Origin of the sequence: Arthrobacter mobilis, assembly GCF_012395835.1 — a bacterium.
Taxonomy (GTDB): domain Bacteria; phylum Actinomycetota; class Actinomycetes; order Actinomycetales; family Micrococcaceae; genus Crystallibacter; species Crystallibacter mobilis.
Genome location: NZ_JAAZSQ010000024.1, coordinates 14,516 through 34,201 on the forward strand (window position 1 = coordinate 14,516; position 19,686 = coordinate 34,201).

A 19,686-nucleotide genomic window follows, 5' to 3' on the forward strand; every position below is an offset into this window, starting at 1 on the left:
GGCGCCGGTGCACGCTGACGGTGCCGGGCGATAGTCTCGGATACATCGGCACCAACACGTACGAGGCAGCGGACCCGGCGGTCCTGGACAGATTCTCCCCGGCGACCCGGCAGTGGTTCACCGGGGCCTTCAGCGCGCCCACTCCTGCCCAGACCGGCGCCTGGACGGCGATTTCCCGCGGCGCCCATGCCCTGGTGGTGGCCCCCACCGGCTCCGGCAAGACGCTGGCGGCCTTCCTGTGGGCACTCGACGGCTTCCTGCAGGCCGCCGGGGATGATGCCCAGCTGCCCCTCGGGGACCTGCCGGCTCCGAGGCAGGCGGCACAGCGCGGCACCCGGGTGCTCTATATTTCCCCGCTGAAGGCGCTCGGCGTCGACGTGGAGCGCAACCTGCGCGCGCCGCTGATCGGCATCACGCAGACCGCCAGGCGCCTGGGCCTGCCCGCCCCGCAGGTCACGGTGGGCGTACGCTCCGGGGACACCACCGCGGCCGAACGCCGGCAGCTGCTCACCCGCCCGCCGGACATCCTGATTACGACGCCGGAATCGCTGTTCCTGATGCTCACCTCCAAGGCCCGGGAGACCTTGGCGGAGGTAGACACGGTGATCCTGGACGAGGTGCATGCCGTGGCCGGGACCAAGCGCGGGGCGCATCTGGCCGTTTCGCTGGAACGGCTGGACGCGCTGCTGGCCCGGCCCGCCCAGCGGATCGGCCTGTCCGCCACCGTCGAGCCGCTGGAGACCGTGGCCCGGTTCCTCGGCGGCAGCTCCCCGGTGGACATCGTCGCGCCGCCGGCGGCCAAGAGCTGGGACCTGACCGTGGCGGTGCCGGTCGAGGACATGACCGCGCTGGTTCCCCCGGCGGCGGACGAGCTGGATCCCAACCCGCAGCCGGCGTCGATCTGGCCGCACGTGGAGGAGCGGATCGTGGACCTGATCGCCGAAAACAGGTCCACCATCGTCTTCGCCAACTCCCGCCGCCTCGCCGAACGCCTGACCGCCCGCCTCAACGAAATCTGGGCCGAACGGCAGGCTGCTTCAGCGGCCGGCCCACCTTGGAGGTCGGCTCCGGCGTCGAACGGCGGCAACGAAACTTCCTCAAGCCCTGGAGGGCTTTCGGAAGTATTAAAGCCGCCTTCCTCGACGTCCGGGGCCGAACCGGTTTTGGCCCGCGCGCACCATGGGTCGGTGAGCAAGGACCAGCGGGCACTGATCGAGGACGACCTGAAGACCGGACGGCTGCGCTGCGTCGTGGCCACCTCCAGCCTGGAACTGGGCATCGACATGGGGGCCGTGGACCTGGTGGTGCAGGTGGAATCCCCGCAGTCCGTGGCCAGCGGGCTGCAGCGCGTGGGCCGGGCCGGGCACCAGGTCGGCGAGGTCTCCCGCGGCGCGCTCTTCCCCAAGCACCGGCAGGACCTGGTCAACACCACCGTCACCGTGGAGCGGATGCTCGCCGGCCGGATCGAGCCGCTGTTTATCCCGGCCAACCCCCTGGACATCCTCGCCCAGCAGACGGTGGCGGCCACGGCGCTGGGCACCATCGACGTAGAGGAATGGTTCGACGTCGTCCGCCGCTCCGCGCCCTTCGCCACGCTGCCGCGCTCGGCCTTCGAGGCGACCCTGGACCTGCTGGCCGGCCGCTACCCCTCGGACGAGTTCGCCGAGCTGCGCCCGCGGATCATCTGGGACCGCGTCGCCGGCACCATCACCGGCCGCCCCGGGGCCCAGCGCCTGGCCGTCACCTCCGGCGGCACCATCCCCGACCGCGGCCTGTTCGGCGTCTACCTGGTCGGCTCAGAGGATCCCGGCACCACCGGCAGCGCCAGGAGCAAAGGCGGCCGGCGGGTCGGCGAGCTGGACGAGGAGATGGTGTACGAATCCCGGGTGGGCGATGTCTTCGCCCTCGGTGCCACCAGCTGGCGGATCGAGGACATCACCCACGACCGGGTGCTGGTCTCCCCCGCCTTCGGGCAGCCGGGCAAGCTGCCGTTCTGGAAGGGGGACTCGCTCGGCAGGCCGGTGGAGCTGGGCCGGGCGCTGGGCGCCTTCGTGCGCGAGCTCTCCGGCCTGCCCGAGGACCAGGCCCGCGGGCGCCTGGCCGCCGGCGGACTGGATGAGTGGGCCGCCGGCAACCTGCTGGCCTACCTGGCCGAGCAGCGCGAAGCCACCGACGTCATCCCCAGCGACCGGGCCCTCGTCGTCGAACGCTTCCACGACGAGCTCGGCGACTGGCGGGTGGTGCTGCACAGCCCGTTCGGCCTGCCCGTGCACGCCCCGTGGGCGCTGGCCGTAGGCGCCCGGCTGCAGCAGCGCTACGGCCTGGACGGCTCGGCCATGGCCGCCGACGACGGCATCGTGCTGCGGGTGCCGATGATGGAGGACGAGCCGCCCGGAGCGGACCTGTTCCTCTTCGACCCGGAGGAGCTGGAGGCGATCGTCACCACCGAGGTGGGCGGCTCGGCGCTCTTCGCCTCGCGCTTCCGCGAATGCGCCGCCCGCGCCCTGCTACTGCCGCGGCAGAACCCGGCCAAGCGCACCCCGCTCTGGCAGCAGCGCCAGCGCTCGGCCCAGCTGCTGGACGTGGCCCGGAAGTACCCCACGTTCCCGATCGTGCTCGAGACCGTGCGCGAGTGCCTGCAGGATGTCTACGACCTGCCCGCCCTGCAGGAGATTGCCGCGCGGATCGAGCGGCGCGAGCTGCGGATGGTGGAGACGACCACGCCGCAGCCCTCGCCGTTCGCCCGCTCGCTGCTCTTCGGCTACGTCGCCACCTTCCTCTACGAAGGGGACTCGCCGCTGGCCGAGCGCCGTGCCGCGGCGCTGTCCCTGGACCCGGCGCTGCTGAACGACCTGCTCGGCCGGGCCGAGCTGCGCGAACTGCTGGACGAGGGTGTGATCGCCCAGACCGAGCGCGAGCTGCAGCGGCTAACCGAGGACCGCAAGGTGCGCGGCCTCGAGGGCATCGCGGACCTGCTGCGCCTGCTCGGCCCGCTGACGGCGGCGGAAGTCGCCGAGCGCGTGCAGCTGCCCGGCCCGGAGGACACGGACGGCAACGCCTACGTGCAGCCACTGCTGACGGAGCTGGTGCGGGCCAACCGGGCGCTGGAGGTCCATGTCGCCGGTACCCCGCAGTGGGCCGCCATCGAGGACGCCGCCCGGCTGCGCGACGCGCTCGGCGTCCCGCTGCCGGTGGGCGTGCCGCTGGCCTTCATCGAGCCGGTCGCCGACCCGCTGGGGGACCTGGTCGGCCGCTATGCGCGCACCCACGGACCCTTCACCGCCGCCGAATGCGCCCGCCGCCTGGGCCTGGGCCCCGCCGTCGTCGCCGTCGCCCTGCAGCGGCTGCAGCGCGACGGCCGGGTGGTCGAGGGCGAGTTCCGCCCGGCAGCTACCGCCGAGCCTGAGTGGTGCGACGTCGAGGTGCTGCGCCGGATCCGGCGGCGCTCGCTGGCGGCGCTGCGCAAGGAAGTCGAACCGGTGGAACCGGCGGCCTACGGCCGTTTCCTGCCGGCCTGGCAGAACGTCGGCGCCGGGCTGCGCGGGCTGGACGGCGTTGCCACCGTGGTGGACCAGCTCGCCGGCGTCCCGATCCCGGCCTCGGCCTGGGAGCCGCTGGTGCTGGCCTCCCGTGTGGACAACTATGCGCCCGCCATGCTGGACGAGCTGATGGCCACCGGCGAGATCCTGTGGTCAGGGGCCGGGGCGCTGCCGGGCAACGACGGCTGGCTTTGCCTCCATTTGGCCGAAACGGCCGACCTGACGCTTAACCCGCAGCCGGACTTCGAACCGGGCGTGCTGCAATACGAGCTGCTCAACGTCCTCTCCGGCGGCGGCAGCCGGATCGGCGGCGCCTTGTTCTTCCGCCAGCTCGCGGACGCGCTGGCCGCCGCCGGCACCCAGGTGTCCGATGCCGACCTCGTCACCGCGCTCTGGGAGCTGGTCTGGGCCGGGCGGGCCGGCAACGACACCTTCGCCCCGGTGCGTGCCCTGCTCTCCGGCGGCACCACCGCGCACCGGCAGCGCCCCGCCACCCCGCGGGCCCGGACCGCCGGCTTCCGGCGTGCCGGCCGGCTGGGCCGGCTGCCCGGCGCGGACGGCCTGCGCGCCGGTGCCGGCCCGGCCGGTGTGCCCGCCCGCGGTGCACCGCCGCTGGCGGGCGGACGCTGGTCCCTGCTGCCCGCCGCGGAGGCGGACGCCACGGTGCGCGCACACGCCGCCGCCGAGCTGCTGCTGGACCGCTACGGGGTGGTCACCCGCGGGGCCGTGGGGGCCGAAGGGGTCCCCGGCGGCTTCGCGCTGATGTACAAGGTGCTGGCACGGCTGGAGGAAATGGGCCGGTGCCGGCGCGGCTACTTCATCGAACACCTCGGAGCCGCCCAGTTCGCGGTGCCGGCCACGGTGGACCGGCTGCGCTCCTATGTCCGGGACAGCCAGCTGGCCCCTGACACCGCCGGTGCCCCGGCCGCCGTCGCCCTGGCCGCCACGGATCCGGCCAACCCCTACGGTGCCGCCCTGCCCTGGCCGGCGGTCGACGGCGGCCACCGGCCGGGGCGCAAGGCCGGCGCGGTGGTGGTGCTGGTGGACGGCGAGCTGGCCCTGTATGTGGAGCGCGGCGGCAAGACGCTGCTGACCTTCACCGAGGACCCGGACGCGCTCACGCAGTGCGCGCGGGCGCTGGTGGAGGTGATCCGGCGCGGGGCCGCGGACAAGATGGCGGTGGAAAAGGTCAACGGCGTCCCGGTGCTCGATACCGAGCTGGCCCGGGCCCTGGCCGATGCCGGCTTCTACAGCACCCCGCGCGGGCTGAGGTTCCGTGCCTGAGGGCGATACCGTCTGGCGCACGGCCCGCCGGCTGCATGCCGCCCTGGCCGGGCGCCAGCTGCTGCGCACCGACTTCCGCGTGCCCCGCTACGCGACCCTGGACCTGTCCGGGCGGACCGTGGACGAGGCGGTCTCGCGCGGCAAGCACCTGCTCATCCGCGCCGGGGACCTGAGCATCCATTCTCACCTGTTGATGGAAGGCAGCTGGCAGGTCTACCGGCCCGGCGAGCGCTGGCGGAAGCCGGGCTTCCAGGCGCGGGTGGTGCTCGAAACGGCTGCGGCGACGGCGGTCGGCTTCCAGCTGGGCCTGCTGGACGTGGTGCCGCGTTCCCGCGAGGACGAGGTGGTCGGGCACCTGGGGCCCGACCTGCTCGGCCCGGACTGGGACGAGGACGAGGCCCTGCGCCGGCTCCGGCTGGACCCGGAACGGCCGGTGGGGCTGGCGCTGCTGGACCAGCGCAACCTGGCCGGGATCGGCAACATCTACCGCTGCGAAGTCTGCTTCCTGGCCCGGGTGCATCCGCTCACCCCGGTGGCCGAGGTCCCGGACCTGCAGCAGGTGGTCCGCCTGTCCAAGCAGCTGCTGGAGGCGAACAAGGACCGGGGCGCGCGCAGTACCACGGGCGGACCTGCCGGAGGCACCATCGGCCGCGCGGGCGGCTACTGGGTCTACGGGCGGGCCCGGCAACCGTGCCGGCGCTGCGGCGGGCCGGTAGCCTACGCCCGGCTCGGCAACACGGAACTGGATCAGCGCGATCTCTACTACTGCCCGCGCTGCCAGCCCGGTCCCGCCGCAGGCCCCACCGTATGATGGTCAGGACTATTCCATAGGGGGGACGATGAGCTGGGTGCTGGACTGGGTTCCGACCATTCCCGCCCTGGCTGTAACTGTCCTGTTCCTGCTCGGGCCGGGCCTGGCCTGGGGCGCGGTGCTGGGCCTGCGCCGGCTGACCCTGCTGGCCGCGGCCGGGCCGCTGAGCATCACGGCCATCGCCGCCGCCGCCGAGCTGGGCGGGTTGACCGGCTGGTCCTGGTCCTGGCCGGTCCTGCTGACCGTCACCGCCGCCGTGGCCGTGCTGCTGGCCCTGGCCAGGCGGCAGGTACTCACCCGGTGGCGCGTGCCGGTGCACCACAATTCCGCGGCCCTCCCGCCGCCGGCGCCGTGGCGTTCGATCGCGCTGGCCTGGGCGGTTCCGGGCGTGTTCCTGGGCGCGGTGCTGCTGGGAATTTTCGGCAGTCCGGAGAACATCGCCCAGTCGCACGACAACATCTTCCACCTCAACGCGCTGCGCTACATTGCCGAGACGGGCAACGGCTCGTCCCTGTCCCTGGGCTACCTGGGCACCGTCGGCGGCGGCACCTTCTATCCGGCCGGCTGGCACGACGCCGTCTCGCTCGTCCAGAGCGCCACCGGCATCTCGATCCCGGCGGCCATCAACGTCACCAACCTGGTCATCGTCACCTGCCTGTGGCCGCTGGGCTGCCTGTTCCTGGTCAGCCGCGTCACCGGCGAGCGCACCCTGCCGCTGCTGGTGGCGGCGGTCCTCGCCACCGCCTACAGCACCTTCCCGTACCTGCTGCTGGAATTCGGCGTGGTCTACCCGTTCCTGCTCTCGATGGCGATCTTCCCGGTGGCCCTGGGCCTGGTCATCCAGCTGCTGCGGCTGGGGGTGCCGGCGGCGCTGTCCACCGAAGCCACCGCGCTGGTGCTGGCCGCGCTGCTGCCGGGCATGGCGCTGGCCCATCCGGCCTCCATCCTGGCCCTGGCCGCCCTGTCCGTTCCCCCGGTCCTGGCAGCGGCGCGCCGGACCTGGTGCCGGGCTGCCGGTCCGGGGAACGCGCAACTGCGGCGCACGGCCGCCATGCTCGCCGCCGGCTACCTGGCCGCCGTCGTCATTGTCTGGGTGCTGGTCCGCCCGGGCCGCAGCAGCACGCGCAACTGGGACAACCTGGGCCACGTGCTGCGCTCGATGGTGGAGGTCTTCACCCATGGGGCGATCGACAAGCCCATGGCCATCCTGCCCACGGTGCTGACGGTGGTCGGCGCCGCCGTCATCCTCAACACCCGCAAACACCGCTGGGCGCTGGGCATCTTCCTGCTGGCCGCGGTGTTCTACGTGGCGGGCAACTGGAAGGAGGCCCCGGATCTGCGCTGGTGGATCACCGGCGTGTTCTACAACGACTTCTTCCGGATCAGCGCCCTGCTGCCAGCCGCCGGGATCCTCACCGCCGCCATCGGCGGCACCGCGCTGGCCAGTACCGCCCGGTCCTTCTTCCGCGCCTGGCTGGCCAAGCGGGACCGGAAGCAGCCGGCCTGGCTGCGGCCGGCCGCCACCGCCGTGCTGGTGGTGGTCAGCCTGGCCGTGGTGCCGTTCTTCGCCGTCATGCGCGGGATCAACGACGCCGCGGCGAAGTACCGGTTCACCGAGGCGTCGCCGCTGCTGTCCTCGGACGAACTGGCCCTGATCAAGCGGCTGCCCCAGGTGGTGCCCGCCGGCGCGGTGACGGTCGGGGACCCGCTGACCGGGGCGGCGCTGTCGTATTCCTATACCGGGATCAAGACGCTGCTGCCCTCCGGGGAACGGGCCCCGCGGGCCGACGCCCAACTGCTGCTGGACCGGCTGGACGAGATGACCACGGACCCGGCCGTCTGCCCGGTGGTGCGCGAACACAATGTGCAGTACGTGCTGGACTTCGGCAAACAATCGGTCAGCTGGGACAAGGTCCCGCACATGCCGGGGCTGGACAACCTCTCCCCGGCCACCGGCTTCGAACTGGTGGACCAGCAGGGACAGGATGCCCGGCTGTACCGGATCACCGGCTGCAGCTAGCGTTCGCCGCAAGCGCCGCGGGCCCCGCCGCGGGCGAAGCGGGTGGTGGGAAGGTCCGACGCGCTGAGCCGTCCCGGCGCCGGAGTAGAGTGTGCGCATGGAGACTCCTGCTCCCGTCGTCGAAGCGACGCCGCGGCGGATCCGGGTCCGGCTCGGGGACCGGCTGGTCGCCGACAGCAGCCGGGCGCTGCTGCTGATCCAGTACGGCGAACACCGGCTGCCCACCTACTATCTTCCGGCCGGTGACGTCCTCGCCGGTGCCCTGGCCGAAGAGGCCCCCGGCCCCCGCGGCGAGCGGACCTGGACCGTCCGGGCCGGCGGCAGGCAGGCCGCGGGCGCGGCCCGGGCGCACCCGGACCCTTCCGGCGTGTTCGCCCCGCTCGCCGGCCACATCACCTTCTCCTGGCGGCAGCTGGAGTGGTACGAGGAGGACGAGCGCGTCTTCGTGCATGCGCGCGATCCGTACAAACGCGTGGATACCCTGCGCAGCTCCCGCCGGGTGCAGGTGTCCGCCGGCGGGCAGGTGGTGGCGGACAGCATCCGGCCGCTGCTGCTCTTCGAGACGCACCTGCCCACGCGCTACTATCTGCCGTTCGAGGACGTGCGCACCGGGCTGCTCGAAGCCAGCGACACCGTCACCGCCTGCCCGTACAAGGGCCAGGCCCGCTACTGGTCCTTGCGCGCCGGGGACACCTTCGTGCGCGATGCAGCCTGGAGCTACCCGGATCCGGTCCCGGAGAATCCCAAGATCCGCGGCCTGGTCTGCTTCTTCAACGAACGGGTCGACCTGGACGTGGACGGGGTCCGGCTGCAGCGGCCCATCACGGCCTGGTCCGTCGCGGAGTAGCCGGCGGGCCGGACCGGTACCCTTGATGGGTGATGAAATCCCCTCTGCCCGTGCGCGACGGCGTCAATGCCACCCGCCTGCGCCTGCCCGCCGAGGGCCCCTGGGCCACCGCCCTGGACTACATGCTGCACCGCTGGGGCCATGTGGACCCGGACGGCATCCTGGAGCGCTTCGACCGCGGCGAGATCGTCGGCGAGGGCGGGGTCCGGCTGCACCGGGGCACGCCGCTGGCCGAGCACACCTTCATCTGGTACTACCGGACGCTGCCGTCCGAGCAGCGCCTCCCGGTGGAAGTGGACATCCTGCACCAGGACGAGAACATCCTGGTCGTGGACAAGCCGCATTTCCTGCCCACGACCCCGGGCGGCACCTACATCAGCGAGTCCGCCCTGGTCCGGCTGCGGGTCCGGCTAGGGATCCCGGACCTGATCCCGATGCACCGGCTGGACCGGCTCACCGCCGGCGTGCTGCTCTTTTCCACCAATCCGGACACCCGCGGCAAGTACCAGGTGCTGTTCGAAAAGCGCCGGGTGCAGAAGGAATACGAGGCGGTCGCCCCCGTGGACCCGGCCCACGAGTTCCCGCTGCTGGTGCGCAACCGGATGGTCAAGTCCCGCACCTACCTGCTGGCCGAAACCGTGCCGGGCGAGCCGAATACCGAGACCCGGATCGAGCTGCTCGAGGCCCGCGGCGGGCTGGGCCGGTACCGGCTCGAGCCGCACACCGGCAAGACCCACCAGCTGCGCGTGCATATGGCCTCGCTGGGCATCGGGATCCTGCACGACCCGTTCTACCCGGTGCTGCTGGACAAGGCCCCGGACGACTTCGACCGCCCGCTGCAGCTGCTGGCGCGCGGCATCCGGTTCACCGACCCGCTGTCCGGCCGGCCCGTGGAGTACCGCAGCCGGCTGGAGCTCTCCGAATGGGCCGCAGCCGGCGCCTGCGAAGTGGGTGCCGGCGCCTGAACGGCTTACGGCCCCCGGACCCCCGCGCCGTGAATGCTGCGGTCAGCCTGCGGAGGCGGACACGCGCACCGCGCTGTGGCTATGGCGCCGCCGAACTCTTCGGCGGCATCAAGCGTTCCGGCGCCGGCCGCGAACTGGGCAAACACGGCATGGACGAGTTTGTGAACCGCAAGCTCATCCGCACCGCAAAGTCGCCGGCTCAGCCGGCCAGCTCGGCGTGGACGCGCCGGAACACTTCGGCCAGCGGCGGGTTGAACAGCACGAACTCCACCAGCTGAACCCCGCCGTCGTGTCCCAGGGCAGCGCCCAGGCCCGCCCGGGCCACGGTTTCGGCGTCCCAGCCGAACACGCCGGCCCCGATGGCCGGGAAGGCGACGCTGCGGGCCCCGACCTCCTCGGCCACCAGCAGGCTCTGCCGGAAGGCGGAGGCCAGCAGCCCGGCATCGGTCTGCCCGGCCCTGCGGTTGGGCCCCACCGTGTGGATGACCCAGCGGGCCGGCAGCCGGAAGCCCGGGGTGGCCACGGCCTGTCCCGCCGGCAGCCCGTCGGGCAATCTGGTCCGGCGCAGCTCGCGGCAGGCAGCCAGCAGCTCCGGACCCGCGGCGGCGTGGATGGCACCGTCCACCCCGCCGCCGCCGAGCAGGCCGGAGTTGGCGGCGTTCACCACGGCGTCCACCGCACGGGTGGTGATGTCGCCCTCCAGAATGCTGATTTCCATGGCCTCCCAGTCTGCCACCGGAGCCGCCGCACGGCTACATTGAAGAGGTGGATGCGCTTCGCCAGCTCGCCGTCACGCTGTCCATGGCCGCCTGCGGCTTCACCGCGGTGCGAAGCTCCGGCCTGGCCGGCGGACCTTCCGTCGCCGACGCCGCCGGCGGTGCCTTCGCGCCGGGCCGGACGCTGCTGTCCCTGGACACCGGCGCGTTCCTGGTCTGGATCCCGATTTACCTGGGCCTGCTGGCCTACACCGTCTTCCAATGGTGGCCGTCCCAGCGCCGCAGCCCGCGGCAGCGCCGCATGGGCTGGCTGGCGGCGGCCTCGATGCTGCTCAACGCAGCCTGGCTGCTGGCCGCGCAGGCCGGTTCCGTCGGCCTGACGTTCCTGGCCATGCTGGCCCTGCTGCCGGCGCTGGCCGCCGCGGTGCACATCCTGAACCTGTGGCCCGACGCGAGCCGGGGCGACAGCCTGCTGGTGGATGCGCCGATGGGCCTGTACCTGGGCTGGATCATGGCTGCTGCCGGCGCCAATGCTGCCATCTGGCTGGCCGCGCGGCAGGTCCGGTTCGGGGACGCGACGGTATGGGCGGTGCTGGCCGTCGCCGCCATCTCGTACGCCGGCGCGGCGGCCGCGATGTCCGGCCGCGGCCGGATGTCGGTGGCGCTCGGCCTGGGCTGGGCCCTGGCTTGGCTGGTGGCCGGGCGCTGGGCCGGCGAACCGCACTCGGTCCCGGTGGCCGTCGCCGCCGGCTTCGGCTGCTTCTTCGTGCTGGTCTGCGCCCTGGCCCGCCGGTTCCAGGTGGAGCACCACGAACGGCTGAGCCTGCGCCGCGGCTACCCCCTGTTCGTCCTGACCCCGCCGCCATCCTGACGCCGGCAGCTCAGCCGACCGGTTCCCAGCGCCCGCGCACCCGCCGCAGCACCTGCAGCTGCCCGGTAACGGCTACCTCGTCCACCGCCTCGCGCATGTTCGCCCCGGCCTGCAGCGCCTGCCGGTCCTCGATCTCCCGCGCGGTCGCCTCCACGGTGAACCGGACCGCGATCCGGGGCACTCCCCCGGCAATCTCCAGCTGGTTGGCCTCCACCACATGGGCGGAGCCGACGGCGCCGACCGCCGCCTCCATCACCTGCTCCGGCGCATGTCCGGGACGCAGGCCGGCAATGCCCAGCTGGGCCCGGTAGGAAGGCACGGGCTATCCCGTGTTGCGCAGGCCGGCCGCGACGCCGTTGATCGTGATCAGCATGGCCCGCTGCAGGCTCCCGTCCTGCGCCCCGCCGCTGTCGCGGTAGCGCCGCAGCAGCTCCACCTGCATGTAGGAGATCGGGTCCAGGTACTGGTCCCGCACCTGCAGGGAGCGCTTGAGCACCGGCTGGCTGTCCAGCAGTTCCTGCTCCCCGGTGAGCCGCAGCACCTCGGCCACCGTCAGCTCGTATTCGGCGCGGATCGTGTCGAACAGGTGCCGCAGCGCGGGCGGCACCAGGGTGTCCACATAGTGCGCCGCGATATCCATATCCGTCTTGGCCAAGGTCATCTCCACATTCGAAATGACCGTCTGGAAGAAGGTCCAGCGCCCGATCATCTCGCGCAGCTCGCCGTGCATGCCGGCCGCGCGGGCGGCCTGCAGCCCCGAGCCGACGCCGAACCAGCCCGGGACGATCTGCCGGGACTGGGTCCAGCCGAACACCCAGGGAATCGCCCGCAGCCCGGCCAGGCCGTCCCCGGCCCCGGGGCGCCGCGCCGGGCGGGAGCCGATGTTCAGCGCCCCGAGCTGCTCGACCGGCGTCGACGCCAGGAAATAGCCGGGCAGGTCCGGATGCTCGACCAGACTGCGGTAGCTGGCGAACGCGGCCTCGGAAACCAGGTCCATGACCGCCTGGTAACGTTCGAACTCGCCGGCGGAGAACCGCGGGGTGCGGTGCAGCGCCGAGGCCTGCATCACCGCGGCCAGGGACAGTTCCAGGTTCTCCCGGGCCAGGTCCGGCAGCGAGTATTTGTCCGAGATGACCTCGCCCTGCTCGGTGAACTTGATCTCGCCGTCGAGCACCCCGTTGGGGTGCGCCATGATCGCCTCGTAGGTGGGGCCGCCGCCGCGGCCCACCGAACCGCCGCGGCCATGGAACAGACGCAGCCGCACCCCGTGCCGGACGGCGGCGTCGTGCAGGCTGCGCTGGGCCTTCTGGATCTCCCAGAGGCTGGTCACCACGCCGGATTCCTTGTTCGAATCCGAGTAGCCCAGCATCACCTCCTGCAGGTCCCCGCGCAGCTGGACGATCCGGCGGTAGGACGGATCCGAGAGCAGCTCGTCCAGCAGCCTGCCGGCCCCGCGCAGTTCCGCCACCGTCTCCAGCAGCGGCGTGAAACCGATCCGGGCGAAGGCCTCCGGCCCGTGCAGCCGCAGCAGCCCGGCCTCCCGGGCCAGCACCGCCGCCGCCAGCACATCGTCCGCCCCGCGGGTCATGGACACAATGTAGGATTCGACGACGTCGGACCCGTAGGTATCCAGCGCCCGGCCGATTTCCCCGAACACGGCGAAGGTGCGGGCCGTGTCCGCCGCCAGCGGCGGCGGCGAGGGCGCCAGCGGGCGCCGCGAGGCCAGCTCCGCGGCGAGCACCCGGCGCCGTTCGCCGCGGGCAAGCTCCAGGTAGGGACCGGGCAGCTCGTCCAGCCGGTCCATCAGGGCGGCGACGACGTCGTGGTGCCGGTCCGCGAGTTCGCGGATGTCCAGCGTGGCCAGGTGCAGCCCGCAGGCGGCCAGCGTCCGCCCGGCACGGGCCAGGGCGCCGTCGGCAGCCAGCGCCGCCGAATGGCTGCGCAGCGACCGCTCCAGCAGCCCCAGCTCGGCCAGCACCTCGCCGGTCGAGGCGTAGTCCCGGCCGGGCTCGTGCCCGGTGCCCTGCTGGACCCGCCGCGAGGTGTTCATCAGCTTGGCCTTGATGCAGGTCAGCTTCAGCCGGTACGGCTCCTGCGCGTTCAGCTCGAACACCCGCGGGTCCAGTCCGGGCAGCTTCTTCACGTCCGCCTCGATGGAGGCCAGCAGTTCCTCGCTCGCGCCGGCCAGCGAGGTCGAATTGGAGAGCAGGGAGATCAGTTCGTCCACCCGGGCGATGGCGATGCGCATCGCATTCTGGTTCTGGATCTTCAGCACCTCGCGGGTGGTCTCCGCGGTGACATTGGGGTTGCCGTCCCGGTCCCCGCCGATCCAGCTGCCGAACCGCAGCGGCGCGGTGGTGGCCGGCAGCCTGATCCCGTGCTCCTGGAGCAGTTCGGCCAGCTCCGCGAGCAGCCCGGGCATGGTGTCGGTGAGGATATTGTCCAGATAGTAGATGGCGTTGCGGGCCTCGTCGATGGGCGTGGGACGGACCTGGCGCAGTTCGTCCGTCTGCCACATCTGGTCGATGATCTCGGCCAGCTGCCGGTCCTGCCGCCGCCGGGCGGTGCTGCCTTCGGGAGTGTGGGCCGCCAGCACATCCGAGAGGGCGCGCAGCTTGTCCAGCACCGAGCGGCGCGAGGCCTCCGTGGGGTGGGCGGTGAACACCGGACGGACATCGAGCCGCTCCACTACTTCCTGCAGCACAGCCGGTCCGGCCTGGCCGGCAATCTCCCGGACCGCCCGGGCCAGCCAGCCCTCCTGCTCCGGGCGGGTCCGCAGCCCGCGGACCCGGTGCACCTGCTCCGCGGCGTTGGCCAGATGGAAGTAGAAGGCGAAGGCCCTGACCAGGTCCGTGGCCTGGGCGGTGGGCAGCCCGGCGAGCAGTTCGCGCACCTGGTCGGCGACATCGCGCGCCGTCCACGGCCCGGTCGCTTCCCCGCCGCCCCGGGCGGCTTCCTTGGATTCCTTGGTCAGCAGGCGGACCTGCTCCACCAGTTCCAGCAGCTCCGGACCGTGCTGGCGCACGAGGGATTCGCCCAGCAATGTGCTCACGCGCCGGACGTCCGCCCGTAGGCGCGCGTCCAGGTCCTGTTGCGAGGTGATCGCAGGCATGGTGCGGAACCTTCCGTCGAAGGGAGCCAACAGCATGCAGTCTACGGGAGCGAGGAGGGGAGGCTGGTAGAGGCAAGGCCAACGGCTGCGGCAGGGCTTGTCCTGCCCGGGCCGCAGGAGCAGACTGTGTGGCAGGCTGCCGGACCCGGCACGGCAGCACCGGCAGCCGCAGCACCGGAAGGGAGATCCATGACCAGCCTGGAGAACGAAGTGACCACGGCCGAGGCCGACTGGTACGCCTGGCGCCGGGCCCGCGAGGACGCCCTGGCCGCGGACTTCGGCTGGCTGAGCCTGACCTCGTTCCAGCGGCTGGGACCGGAGGCCGCCGAGGTGGACCAGGTGCCCGGGCTGTGGAGCGCCGACGAGTACGGTGCCGCCCTGAGCGTCCGCCACGAGGACGAATTCGTGCTGTACGACAACGGCCGGGACGCCGTCGGCGAGCTGACCAAGGCCCTGGACGAACGCGGCCAGGCGCTGTGGGTAATGTGGACCGGCGGCCAGCACGATGTCATTGTCGAACTGCTGCGGCGGGACCACCGCTACCTGATCCGCACCCGCGAGGAAGGGTCGGTGCTGCAGCAGAATTTCAGCGGCGTGCCCACCTTCGAGTACTCCCCGGAGTGGGTGGTCAAAGGCAGCTACACCGCCTTCGCGCAGGCCGTGCCGGAACGGGTGCCTACCGCCCGGGCGGATGTGGAGCTGACCCTGCAGGCGGTCGGCGAAATCAGCTTCCAGTACCGCGGGGCCACGCACCGGCTGGCGGCCGAGGCCCTCGGCGGCGGCCTGCGGATCGGCTTCCGGGACCAGACCAACGGCAGCAGCACCCCGGCCTGGCGGTACCTCGACGCCGCCCCGGCCGCCGACGGCGCGGTGGTGCTGGACTTCAACCGGGCGCTGGCCTACCCGTTCGCCTTCTCCGGGCACACCTCCTGCCCGGCACCGTTCCGGGCCAACCAGCTGCCCTTTCCCGTCACCGCCGGGGAGAAGGCACCGGGCAGGTAACCCGGGCGCCGGCACGAAGCGCTACCGCGGCGCCATTCGGATCCCGCCGTCGAGCCGGATGGTCTCGCCGTTGAGCATCGCATTTTCCACAATGTGCGCCACCAGGCTGGCGTACTCGGCCGGCCGGCCCAGCCGGGCCGGATGCGGCACCTGCCGGCCCAGCGATTCCCGTGCCTCGGCGGGCAGCCCGGCCAGCATCGGGGTCTCGAAGATCCCCGGGGCGATGGCCACCACCCGGATCAGGGACCGGGCCAGTTCGCGGGCCAGCGGCAGGGTCAGCGCCGCGACGCCGCCCTTGGAGGCGGCGTAGGCAGGCTGGCCGATCTGCCCGTCGAAGGCCGCCACCGAGGCCGTGTTGATGATGACCCCGCGCTCGGGGCCGCCCAGTTCGGTTTCCACCGGTTCGGTGGCCGCCATCGCGGCGGCGGCCAGCCGGATCACGTTGAACGTGCCGGTGAGGTTGATCCGGACGACTTTCTCGAAGGCCTCCAGCGGCAGCACACCCTCGCGGCTCAGGACCTTGCCCGGGGTCCCCACGCCGGCGCAGTTGACCACGATCCGCAGCGGCCCCAGCCCGGCGGCAGCGTCGACCGCCGCCTGCACCTGCTCGCCGCTGGCCACATCCGCGGGCACGAAGCGCGCCCGTTCCCCCAGTCCGGCGGCGGCAGCCTCCCCGGCCGCGCCCGGCAGGTCCACCAGCACCACCGAGGCTCCGGCGTCGTAGAGCCTGCGGGCGGTTGCCGCCCCAAGTCCGGAGGCTCCTCCGGTGACCAGGGCGACGGTGCTGGCAATCTCCACGGCTGCTCCTTGAGGCTGCGGACGGGCTGTGTTCAGGCCAGCATAGCCGTCCGGCCGCTTCCCGCCGCCGGCACGCCGGCGCCAGGCCGCCTCCCGCCCTTCACAAGTTCGCGGCGGTGACCGGGCTAGGCTGGGCTCAGTGCCAGGGTGGGTGGTGCCACGGTTGCCGTGGTGGTTGGATCCTGATCATCCGGTGTCTGGCTCGTAGGCTGGGTGCCGCTGTCTGCGGCGGCTGTCATGCGTTTTGCCGGCACCGGGTGTGAAGGACCGGCCGGCGTGGCCTGATAGGAGCGTGGCACCGCCCCGACTGAGCTTTGTCCGCCGGCCGGCCGACCGTCCCTCTGATCAAAGGAGGCCATTTCCATGGTGGTTGTTTTCGGCACGGACGTCCATAAGAAAACCCATACCGTCGTGGCCGTCGACGCGGCCGGCCGGGAGTTGGGGCAGGTCACGGTTCCGGCCACCGCGGCCGGGCACGGCAGGGCGCTGCGCTGGGCCCGGAACCGGTTCGCGGAGGCGGACCGGGTCTGGGGCATCGAGGACTGCCGGCATCTGTCGGCCCGCCTGGAGCAGGACCTGCTGGCCGCCGGCGAGACCGTCGTGCGGGTCTTTGCCAGGCTCATGGCCCGCTCCCGGGCCTCGGCCCGCACCCGGGGAAAGTCGGACCCGATCGATGCCCTGGCAGTGGCCCGGGCGGTGCTGCGCGAGCCGGACCTGCCCAGGGCCTGCCACGACGCGGCCTCGCGGGAGCTGAAGCTGCTGGTGGACCGCCGCGAGGACCTGGTGGCCGAGCGGACCCGGGCGGTGAACCGGCTGCGCTGGCACCTGCACGAGCTGGACCCGGGCATGGACCCGGCCCCGCTGTCGCTGGACCGTGCCGCGGTACGGGACCGGCTGAAGGACTGGCTGGCCGGCCGGGACGGGATCGTGGCCGAACTGGCCGCGGAGATCCTGGGCGACATCGATCCGCTGACCGGCAGGGTCAACGATCTGGAGCGGCGCATTTCACGGCTCGTGGCCGACTGCGAACCCCGCCTGCTCGCGCTGCCCGGGTGCGGGCCGCTGACCGCGGCCAAGCTGGTCGGGGAGATTGCCGGCAGAGTCAGGCTCAACCGGGGCGGCAACCGCCAGGTCAACTGCGCCCTGCACCGCATCGCGGTCACCCAGATCCGTCTTCCCGGCCCCGGCCGGGACTATTACCGGCGCAAGCTTGCCGAGGGCAAGAGCACCACCGAGGCTCTTCGCTGCCTCAAACGGCAACTGGCCAAAACTGTCCACAAAACCCTGACAACAACCGCCCCCGCAGCGGAGACGGCTTGCCAACCGGCAGCCGCTTGACATAGGAGAAACTCATGTCCACCCCCGCACAGGAACGGGCCGTCCGTCTGGCCGGAGGCCGGGCGGATGAAGCCGCCGCCGCCGTCGTCGGCAGGTTCGGCTGCCGGCTGCTCGGCCTGCCCGGCACGCATCTGGGTGCCGCACGCAGCCCGCGCCGGGCGCCGCTCTATCTGGGCAGGCCCTGGCACTACTGGTGGCAGGCGCACTACATCGACTGCCTGGTCGACGCCGGCCGCCGGGAGCTGGTGCGCGGGCTGCATTACGACGGCGGCTACGGGCGCAGCGCCGGCGCCCTGGCCGCGCGCGTGCTGGGCACCGTCCGACTGCGCAACGGCCTGCGGTTCCCCAATGACTATTACGACGACATGGCCTGGCTGGCGCTGGCCGCGCACCGGCTGGAGGGGCTGGCCGCCGCGGCGGGCAAGCCGCGGCGCCGGCCGCAGCGGGCGGCGGCGGCGCTGTTGCCGCAGCTGGAGTCTGCGCACACCCCGGACCTGGGCGGCGGACTGTTCTGGAGCACCCGGCGGGACTTCAAGAACACCCCCGCCACCGGCCCGGCGGCCCTCTGCTTTGCGCGCACCGGCAGGACCGCCCGGGCGCGGGAACTGCTGGACTGGCTGGATGCGCACCTGTACGACGCCGGCCGGCGGCTGTACCTGGACGGCATCCGCAGCACCGGCGGACGGCAGGTGCTGGTGGCCGACCTGTACACCTACAACCAGGGCCCGGTGCTCGGGGCGCTGCTGGAGCTGGGCACCCCGGCGGACCTGCGCCGCGCCGCTGACCTGGTGCACGGGGTGGCGGCCGGGCTGACCCGGCAGCACCGGGACGGGCCGGTGCTGCGCGTGCACGGAACCGGCGACGGCGGCCTGTTCACCGGGATCCTCGCCCGCTATCTGGCCATGGCCGCCGCCGCGCAGGACCTGCCCGCCGAGGTGCGGCAGCTGGCCGGGACGCTGGTGGCCCGGACGGCGCGGGCCTTCTGGGAGGGCCGGCGGCTGCAGGCCCACCGGGACGGCGAGGCCCTGGTGTTCCCGGCGGACCCGGCCGTCCCGGCCCGGGAAAGCTATCCGCCCGGCAGCACCGTGGAACTGTCCACCCAGCTGCAGGCCTGGATGACCCTTGAAGCCGCCGCCGCGGTCCAGCCGGAATTAGGCAACGGTCCGGTGCCGTAATTGTTGCGGTAGGACTTGGGCGTCGGCAAGAATGGCTGGGAACGGCCCGTGGGTTAGGCATACCTATCCTTCTTCGGGCGTCTTTGGTCTGATCCCGAAAGGTTTTCCATGAAGTTCCGCCTCAAGCAGCTGCCCGCCGCTGCCCTTGCCGCCGCCGCGGCCCTGGCGCTGGCCGCATGCGGCGCCGGCGGTGCCGCCCCCGAAGGCAGTGCCGCCCCCGCAGCCACCGAGAACGCCGACCTCACGGTCTACAACGCCCAGCACGAGACCATGACCAAGGCCTGGGTGGACGCGTTCACCGCCGAGACCGGCATCACCGTCAGTGTCCGCAAGGGCAAGGACACGGAGATGAGCAACCAGATCATCGCCGAAGGCGAGGCCTCCCCCGCCGATGTCTTCATCACGGAGAACTCCCCGGCCATGACCCAGGTAGAGAACGCCGGGCTGTTCACCGAAGTCTCCGAAACCGTGCAGGAGAACGTGCCGGAGGAATTCCGCCCGTCCTCGAACATGTGGACCGGCGTGGCCGCCCGCTCCACGGTGTTCGTGTACAACAAGGACAAGGTCAAGGAAGCTGACCTGCCCAAGTCGATCATGGACCTGGCGGACCCGAAGTGGGCCGGCAAGTGGGGCGCGGCCCCGGGCGGCGCCGACTTCCAGGCGATCGTCTCGGCCATGCTGGAACTCGAGGGCGAGCAGGCAACTTCCGACTGGCTCAAGGCCATGAAGGAGAACGTCAAGGTCTATCCGGGCAACGGCGCGGCCATGAAGGCGGTCAACGCCGGCGAGGTCGACGGCGCGGTGATCTACCACTACTACTACGCCGCGGACCAGGCCGGAACCGGCGAGAACTCCGGCAACGTTGCCCCGCACTACTTCAAGAACGAGGATCCGGGCGCCTTCCTGAGCGTCTCCGGCGGCGGCGTGCTGAAGTCCTCCAAGAACCCCGAGGCTGCCATGCAGTTCCTCGAGTTCATCACCTCCAAGCAGGGCCAGGAACTGCTCGGCACCGGCGTCGACTTCGAGTATCCGGTGGGCAAGGACGTCACCCCGCGCGAGGGGCTTGTCCCGATCCCCGAACTGGAGGCTCCGAAGGTGGACGCGTCCAAGCTCAACAGCCAGAAGGTCGTCGAACTCATGACGGACGCCGGGCTGCTCTAGGACCGGAAGCCGTTCACCGTGCATGATCTCCAGCCGGCAGCCGTGGT

Annotated in this window: 14 protein-coding genes; 10 read left to right on the forward strand and 4 right to left on the reverse strand. The window is 72.2% G+C overall.

Annotation, left to right across the window (positions count from 1 at the left end; all coding sequences use genetic code 11):
• Positions 1–44: 44 nt before the first annotated feature.
• From HGG74_RS18200 to HGG74_RS18220, 5 genes are all read left to right on the forward strand, one after another.
• Positions 45–4,823 (forward strand): ATP-dependent helicase, encoded by a 4,779-nt coding sequence (locus tag HGG74_RS18200; protein WP_312856897.1) that lies wholly within the window; start codon positions 45–47, stop codon positions 4,821–4,823.
• Positions 4,816–5,634 (forward strand): DNA-formamidopyrimidine glycosylase family protein, encoded by an 819-nt coding sequence (locus HGG74_RS18205; protein ID WP_168488682.1) that lies wholly within the window; start codon positions 4,816–4,818, stop codon positions 5,632–5,634. The genes HGG74_RS18200 and HGG74_RS18205 overlap by 8 nt, the downstream gene beginning before the upstream one ends.
• Before the next feature lie 28 nt (positions 5,635–5,662).
• A complete protein-coding gene (locus HGG74_RS18210) occupies positions 5,663–7,654 on the forward strand; it encodes a DUF6541 family protein (protein ID WP_246263033.1) in 1,992 nt (663 codons plus the stop codon).
• 97 nt (positions 7,655–7,751) lie between these two features.
• Entirely contained in the window at positions 7,752–8,501 is a 750-nt protein-coding gene (locus tag HGG74_RS18215; RefSeq protein WP_168488684.1) for a DUF427 domain-containing protein, read from the forward strand.
• Between the two features lie 32 nt (positions 8,502–8,533).
• Complete coding sequence (locus tag HGG74_RS18220; RefSeq protein WP_168488750.1) at positions 8,534–9,466, forward strand: RluA family pseudouridine synthase; 933 nt, start codon at positions 8,534–8,536, stop codon at positions 9,464–9,466.
• Between the two features lie 199 nt (positions 9,467–9,665).
• Here the strand turns inward: HGG74_RS18220 and HGG74_RS18225 are convergent, their stop codons facing one another.
• Positions 9,666–10,184 carry an O-acetyl-ADP-ribose deacetylase gene (locus HGG74_RS18225; protein ID WP_168488686.1) on the reverse strand — a complete coding sequence of 173 codons (519 nt, stop codon included), beginning with the start codon at positions 10,182–10,184 and terminating at the stop codon, positions 9,666–9,668.
• Positions 10,185–10,231: 47 nt separating this feature from the next.
• Between HGG74_RS18225 and HGG74_RS18230 the strand changes: the two genes are divergently transcribed.
• Complete coding sequence (locus HGG74_RS18230; protein ID WP_168488688.1) at positions 10,232–11,053, forward strand: TspO-related membrane protein; 822 nt, start codon at positions 10,232–10,234, stop codon at positions 11,051–11,053.
• Between the two features lie 10 nt (positions 11,054–11,063).
• Here HGG74_RS18230 and HGG74_RS18235 read toward each other — a convergent pair whose 3' ends face one another.
• On the reverse strand, positions 11,064–11,372 hold the full coding sequence (locus HGG74_RS18235; RefSeq protein ID WP_168488690.1) for a hypothetical protein: 309 nt from the start codon (positions 11,370–11,372) through the stop codon (positions 11,064–11,066).
• A gap of 3 nt (positions 11,373–11,375) precedes the next feature.
• Positions 11,376–14,165 (reverse strand): phosphoenolpyruvate carboxylase, encoded by a 2,790-nt coding sequence (ppc, locus tag HGG74_RS18240; RefSeq protein ID WP_168488692.1) that lies wholly within the window; start codon positions 14,163–14,165, stop codon positions 11,376–11,378.
• A gap of 189 nt (positions 14,166–14,354) precedes the next feature.
• Here ppc and HGG74_RS18245 point away from each other — a divergent pair, with 189 nt between their 5' ends.
• Positions 14,355–15,167: a DUF1684 domain-containing protein gene (locus HGG74_RS18245; protein WP_168488694.1), complete on the forward strand. Its 813-nt coding sequence runs from the start codon at positions 14,355–14,357 to the stop codon at positions 15,165–15,167.
• A 21-nt stretch (positions 15,168–15,188) separates the two neighbouring features.
• Here HGG74_RS18245 and HGG74_RS18250 read toward each other — a convergent pair whose 3' ends face one another.
• Positions 15,189–15,965: an SDR family NAD(P)-dependent oxidoreductase gene (locus tag HGG74_RS18250; RefSeq protein WP_168488696.1), complete on the reverse strand. Its 777-nt coding sequence runs from the start codon at positions 15,963–15,965 to the stop codon at positions 15,189–15,191.
• A 363-nt stretch (positions 15,966–16,328) separates the two neighbouring features.
• On the opposite strand from HGG74_RS18250, the gene HGG74_RS18255 reads away from it, so the two are divergent.
• The 3 genes from HGG74_RS18255 to HGG74_RS18265 all read left to right on the forward strand — a co-directional run bounded on the left by HGG74_RS18255 (position 16,329) and on the right by HGG74_RS18265 (position 19,639).
• Positions 16,329–17,303 (forward strand): IS110 family transposase, encoded by a 975-nt coding sequence (locus HGG74_RS18255; RefSeq protein WP_205762141.1) that lies wholly within the window; start codon positions 16,329–16,331, stop codon positions 17,301–17,303.
• A 14-nt stretch (positions 17,304–17,317) separates the two neighbouring features.
• Positions 17,318–18,478, forward strand: coding sequence for a glycoside hydrolase family 76 protein (locus HGG74_RS18260; RefSeq protein WP_168488698.1), 1,161 nt, complete (start codon positions 17,318–17,320; stop codon positions 18,476–18,478).
• A 108-nt stretch (positions 18,479–18,586) separates the two neighbouring features.
• Positions 18,587–19,639, forward strand: a complete 1,053-nt coding sequence (locus HGG74_RS18265; protein WP_168488700.1) for an iron ABC transporter substrate-binding protein — start codon at positions 18,587–18,589, stop codon at positions 19,637–19,639.
• The last annotated feature ends 47 nt before the right edge of the window (positions 19,640–19,686 follow it).

Excerpts from the sequence above, each read along its gene's own strand:
- HGG74_RS18210 (WP_246263033.1), top strand. The coding sequence starts at position 5,663 with ATGAGCTGGGTGCTGGACTGGGTTCCGACCATTCCCGCCCTGGCTGTA.
- HGG74_RS18255 (WP_205762141.1), top strand. The coding sequence starts at position 16,329 with ATGGTGGTTGTTTTCGGCACGGACGTCCATAAGAAAACCCATACCGTC.
- HGG74_RS18245 (WP_168488694.1), top strand. The coding sequence starts at position 14,355 with ATGACCAGCCTGGAGAACGAAGTGACCACGGCCGAGGCCGACTGGTAC.
- ppc (WP_168488692.1), bottom strand. The coding sequence starts at position 14,165 with ATGCCTGCGATCACCTCGCAACAGGACCTGGACGCGCGCCTACGGGCG.
- HGG74_RS18260 (WP_168488698.1), top strand. The coding sequence starts at position 17,318 with ATGTCCACCCCCGCACAGGAACGGGCCGTCCGTCTGGCCGGAGGCCGG.
- HGG74_RS18265 (WP_168488700.1), top strand. The coding sequence starts at position 18,587 with ATGAAGTTCCGCCTCAAGCAGCTGCCCGCCGCTGCCCTTGCCGCCGCC.
- HGG74_RS18215 (WP_168488684.1), top strand. The coding sequence starts at position 7,752 with ATGGAGACTCCTGCTCCCGTCGTCGAAGCGACGCCGCGGCGGATCCGG.
- HGG74_RS18220 (WP_168488750.1), top strand. The coding sequence starts at position 8,534 with ATGAAATCCCCTCTGCCCGTGCGCGACGGCGTCAATGCCACCCGCCTG.
- HGG74_RS18225 (WP_168488686.1), bottom strand. The coding sequence starts at position 10,184 with ATGGAAATCAGCATTCTGGAGGGCGACATCACCACCCGTGCGGTGGAC.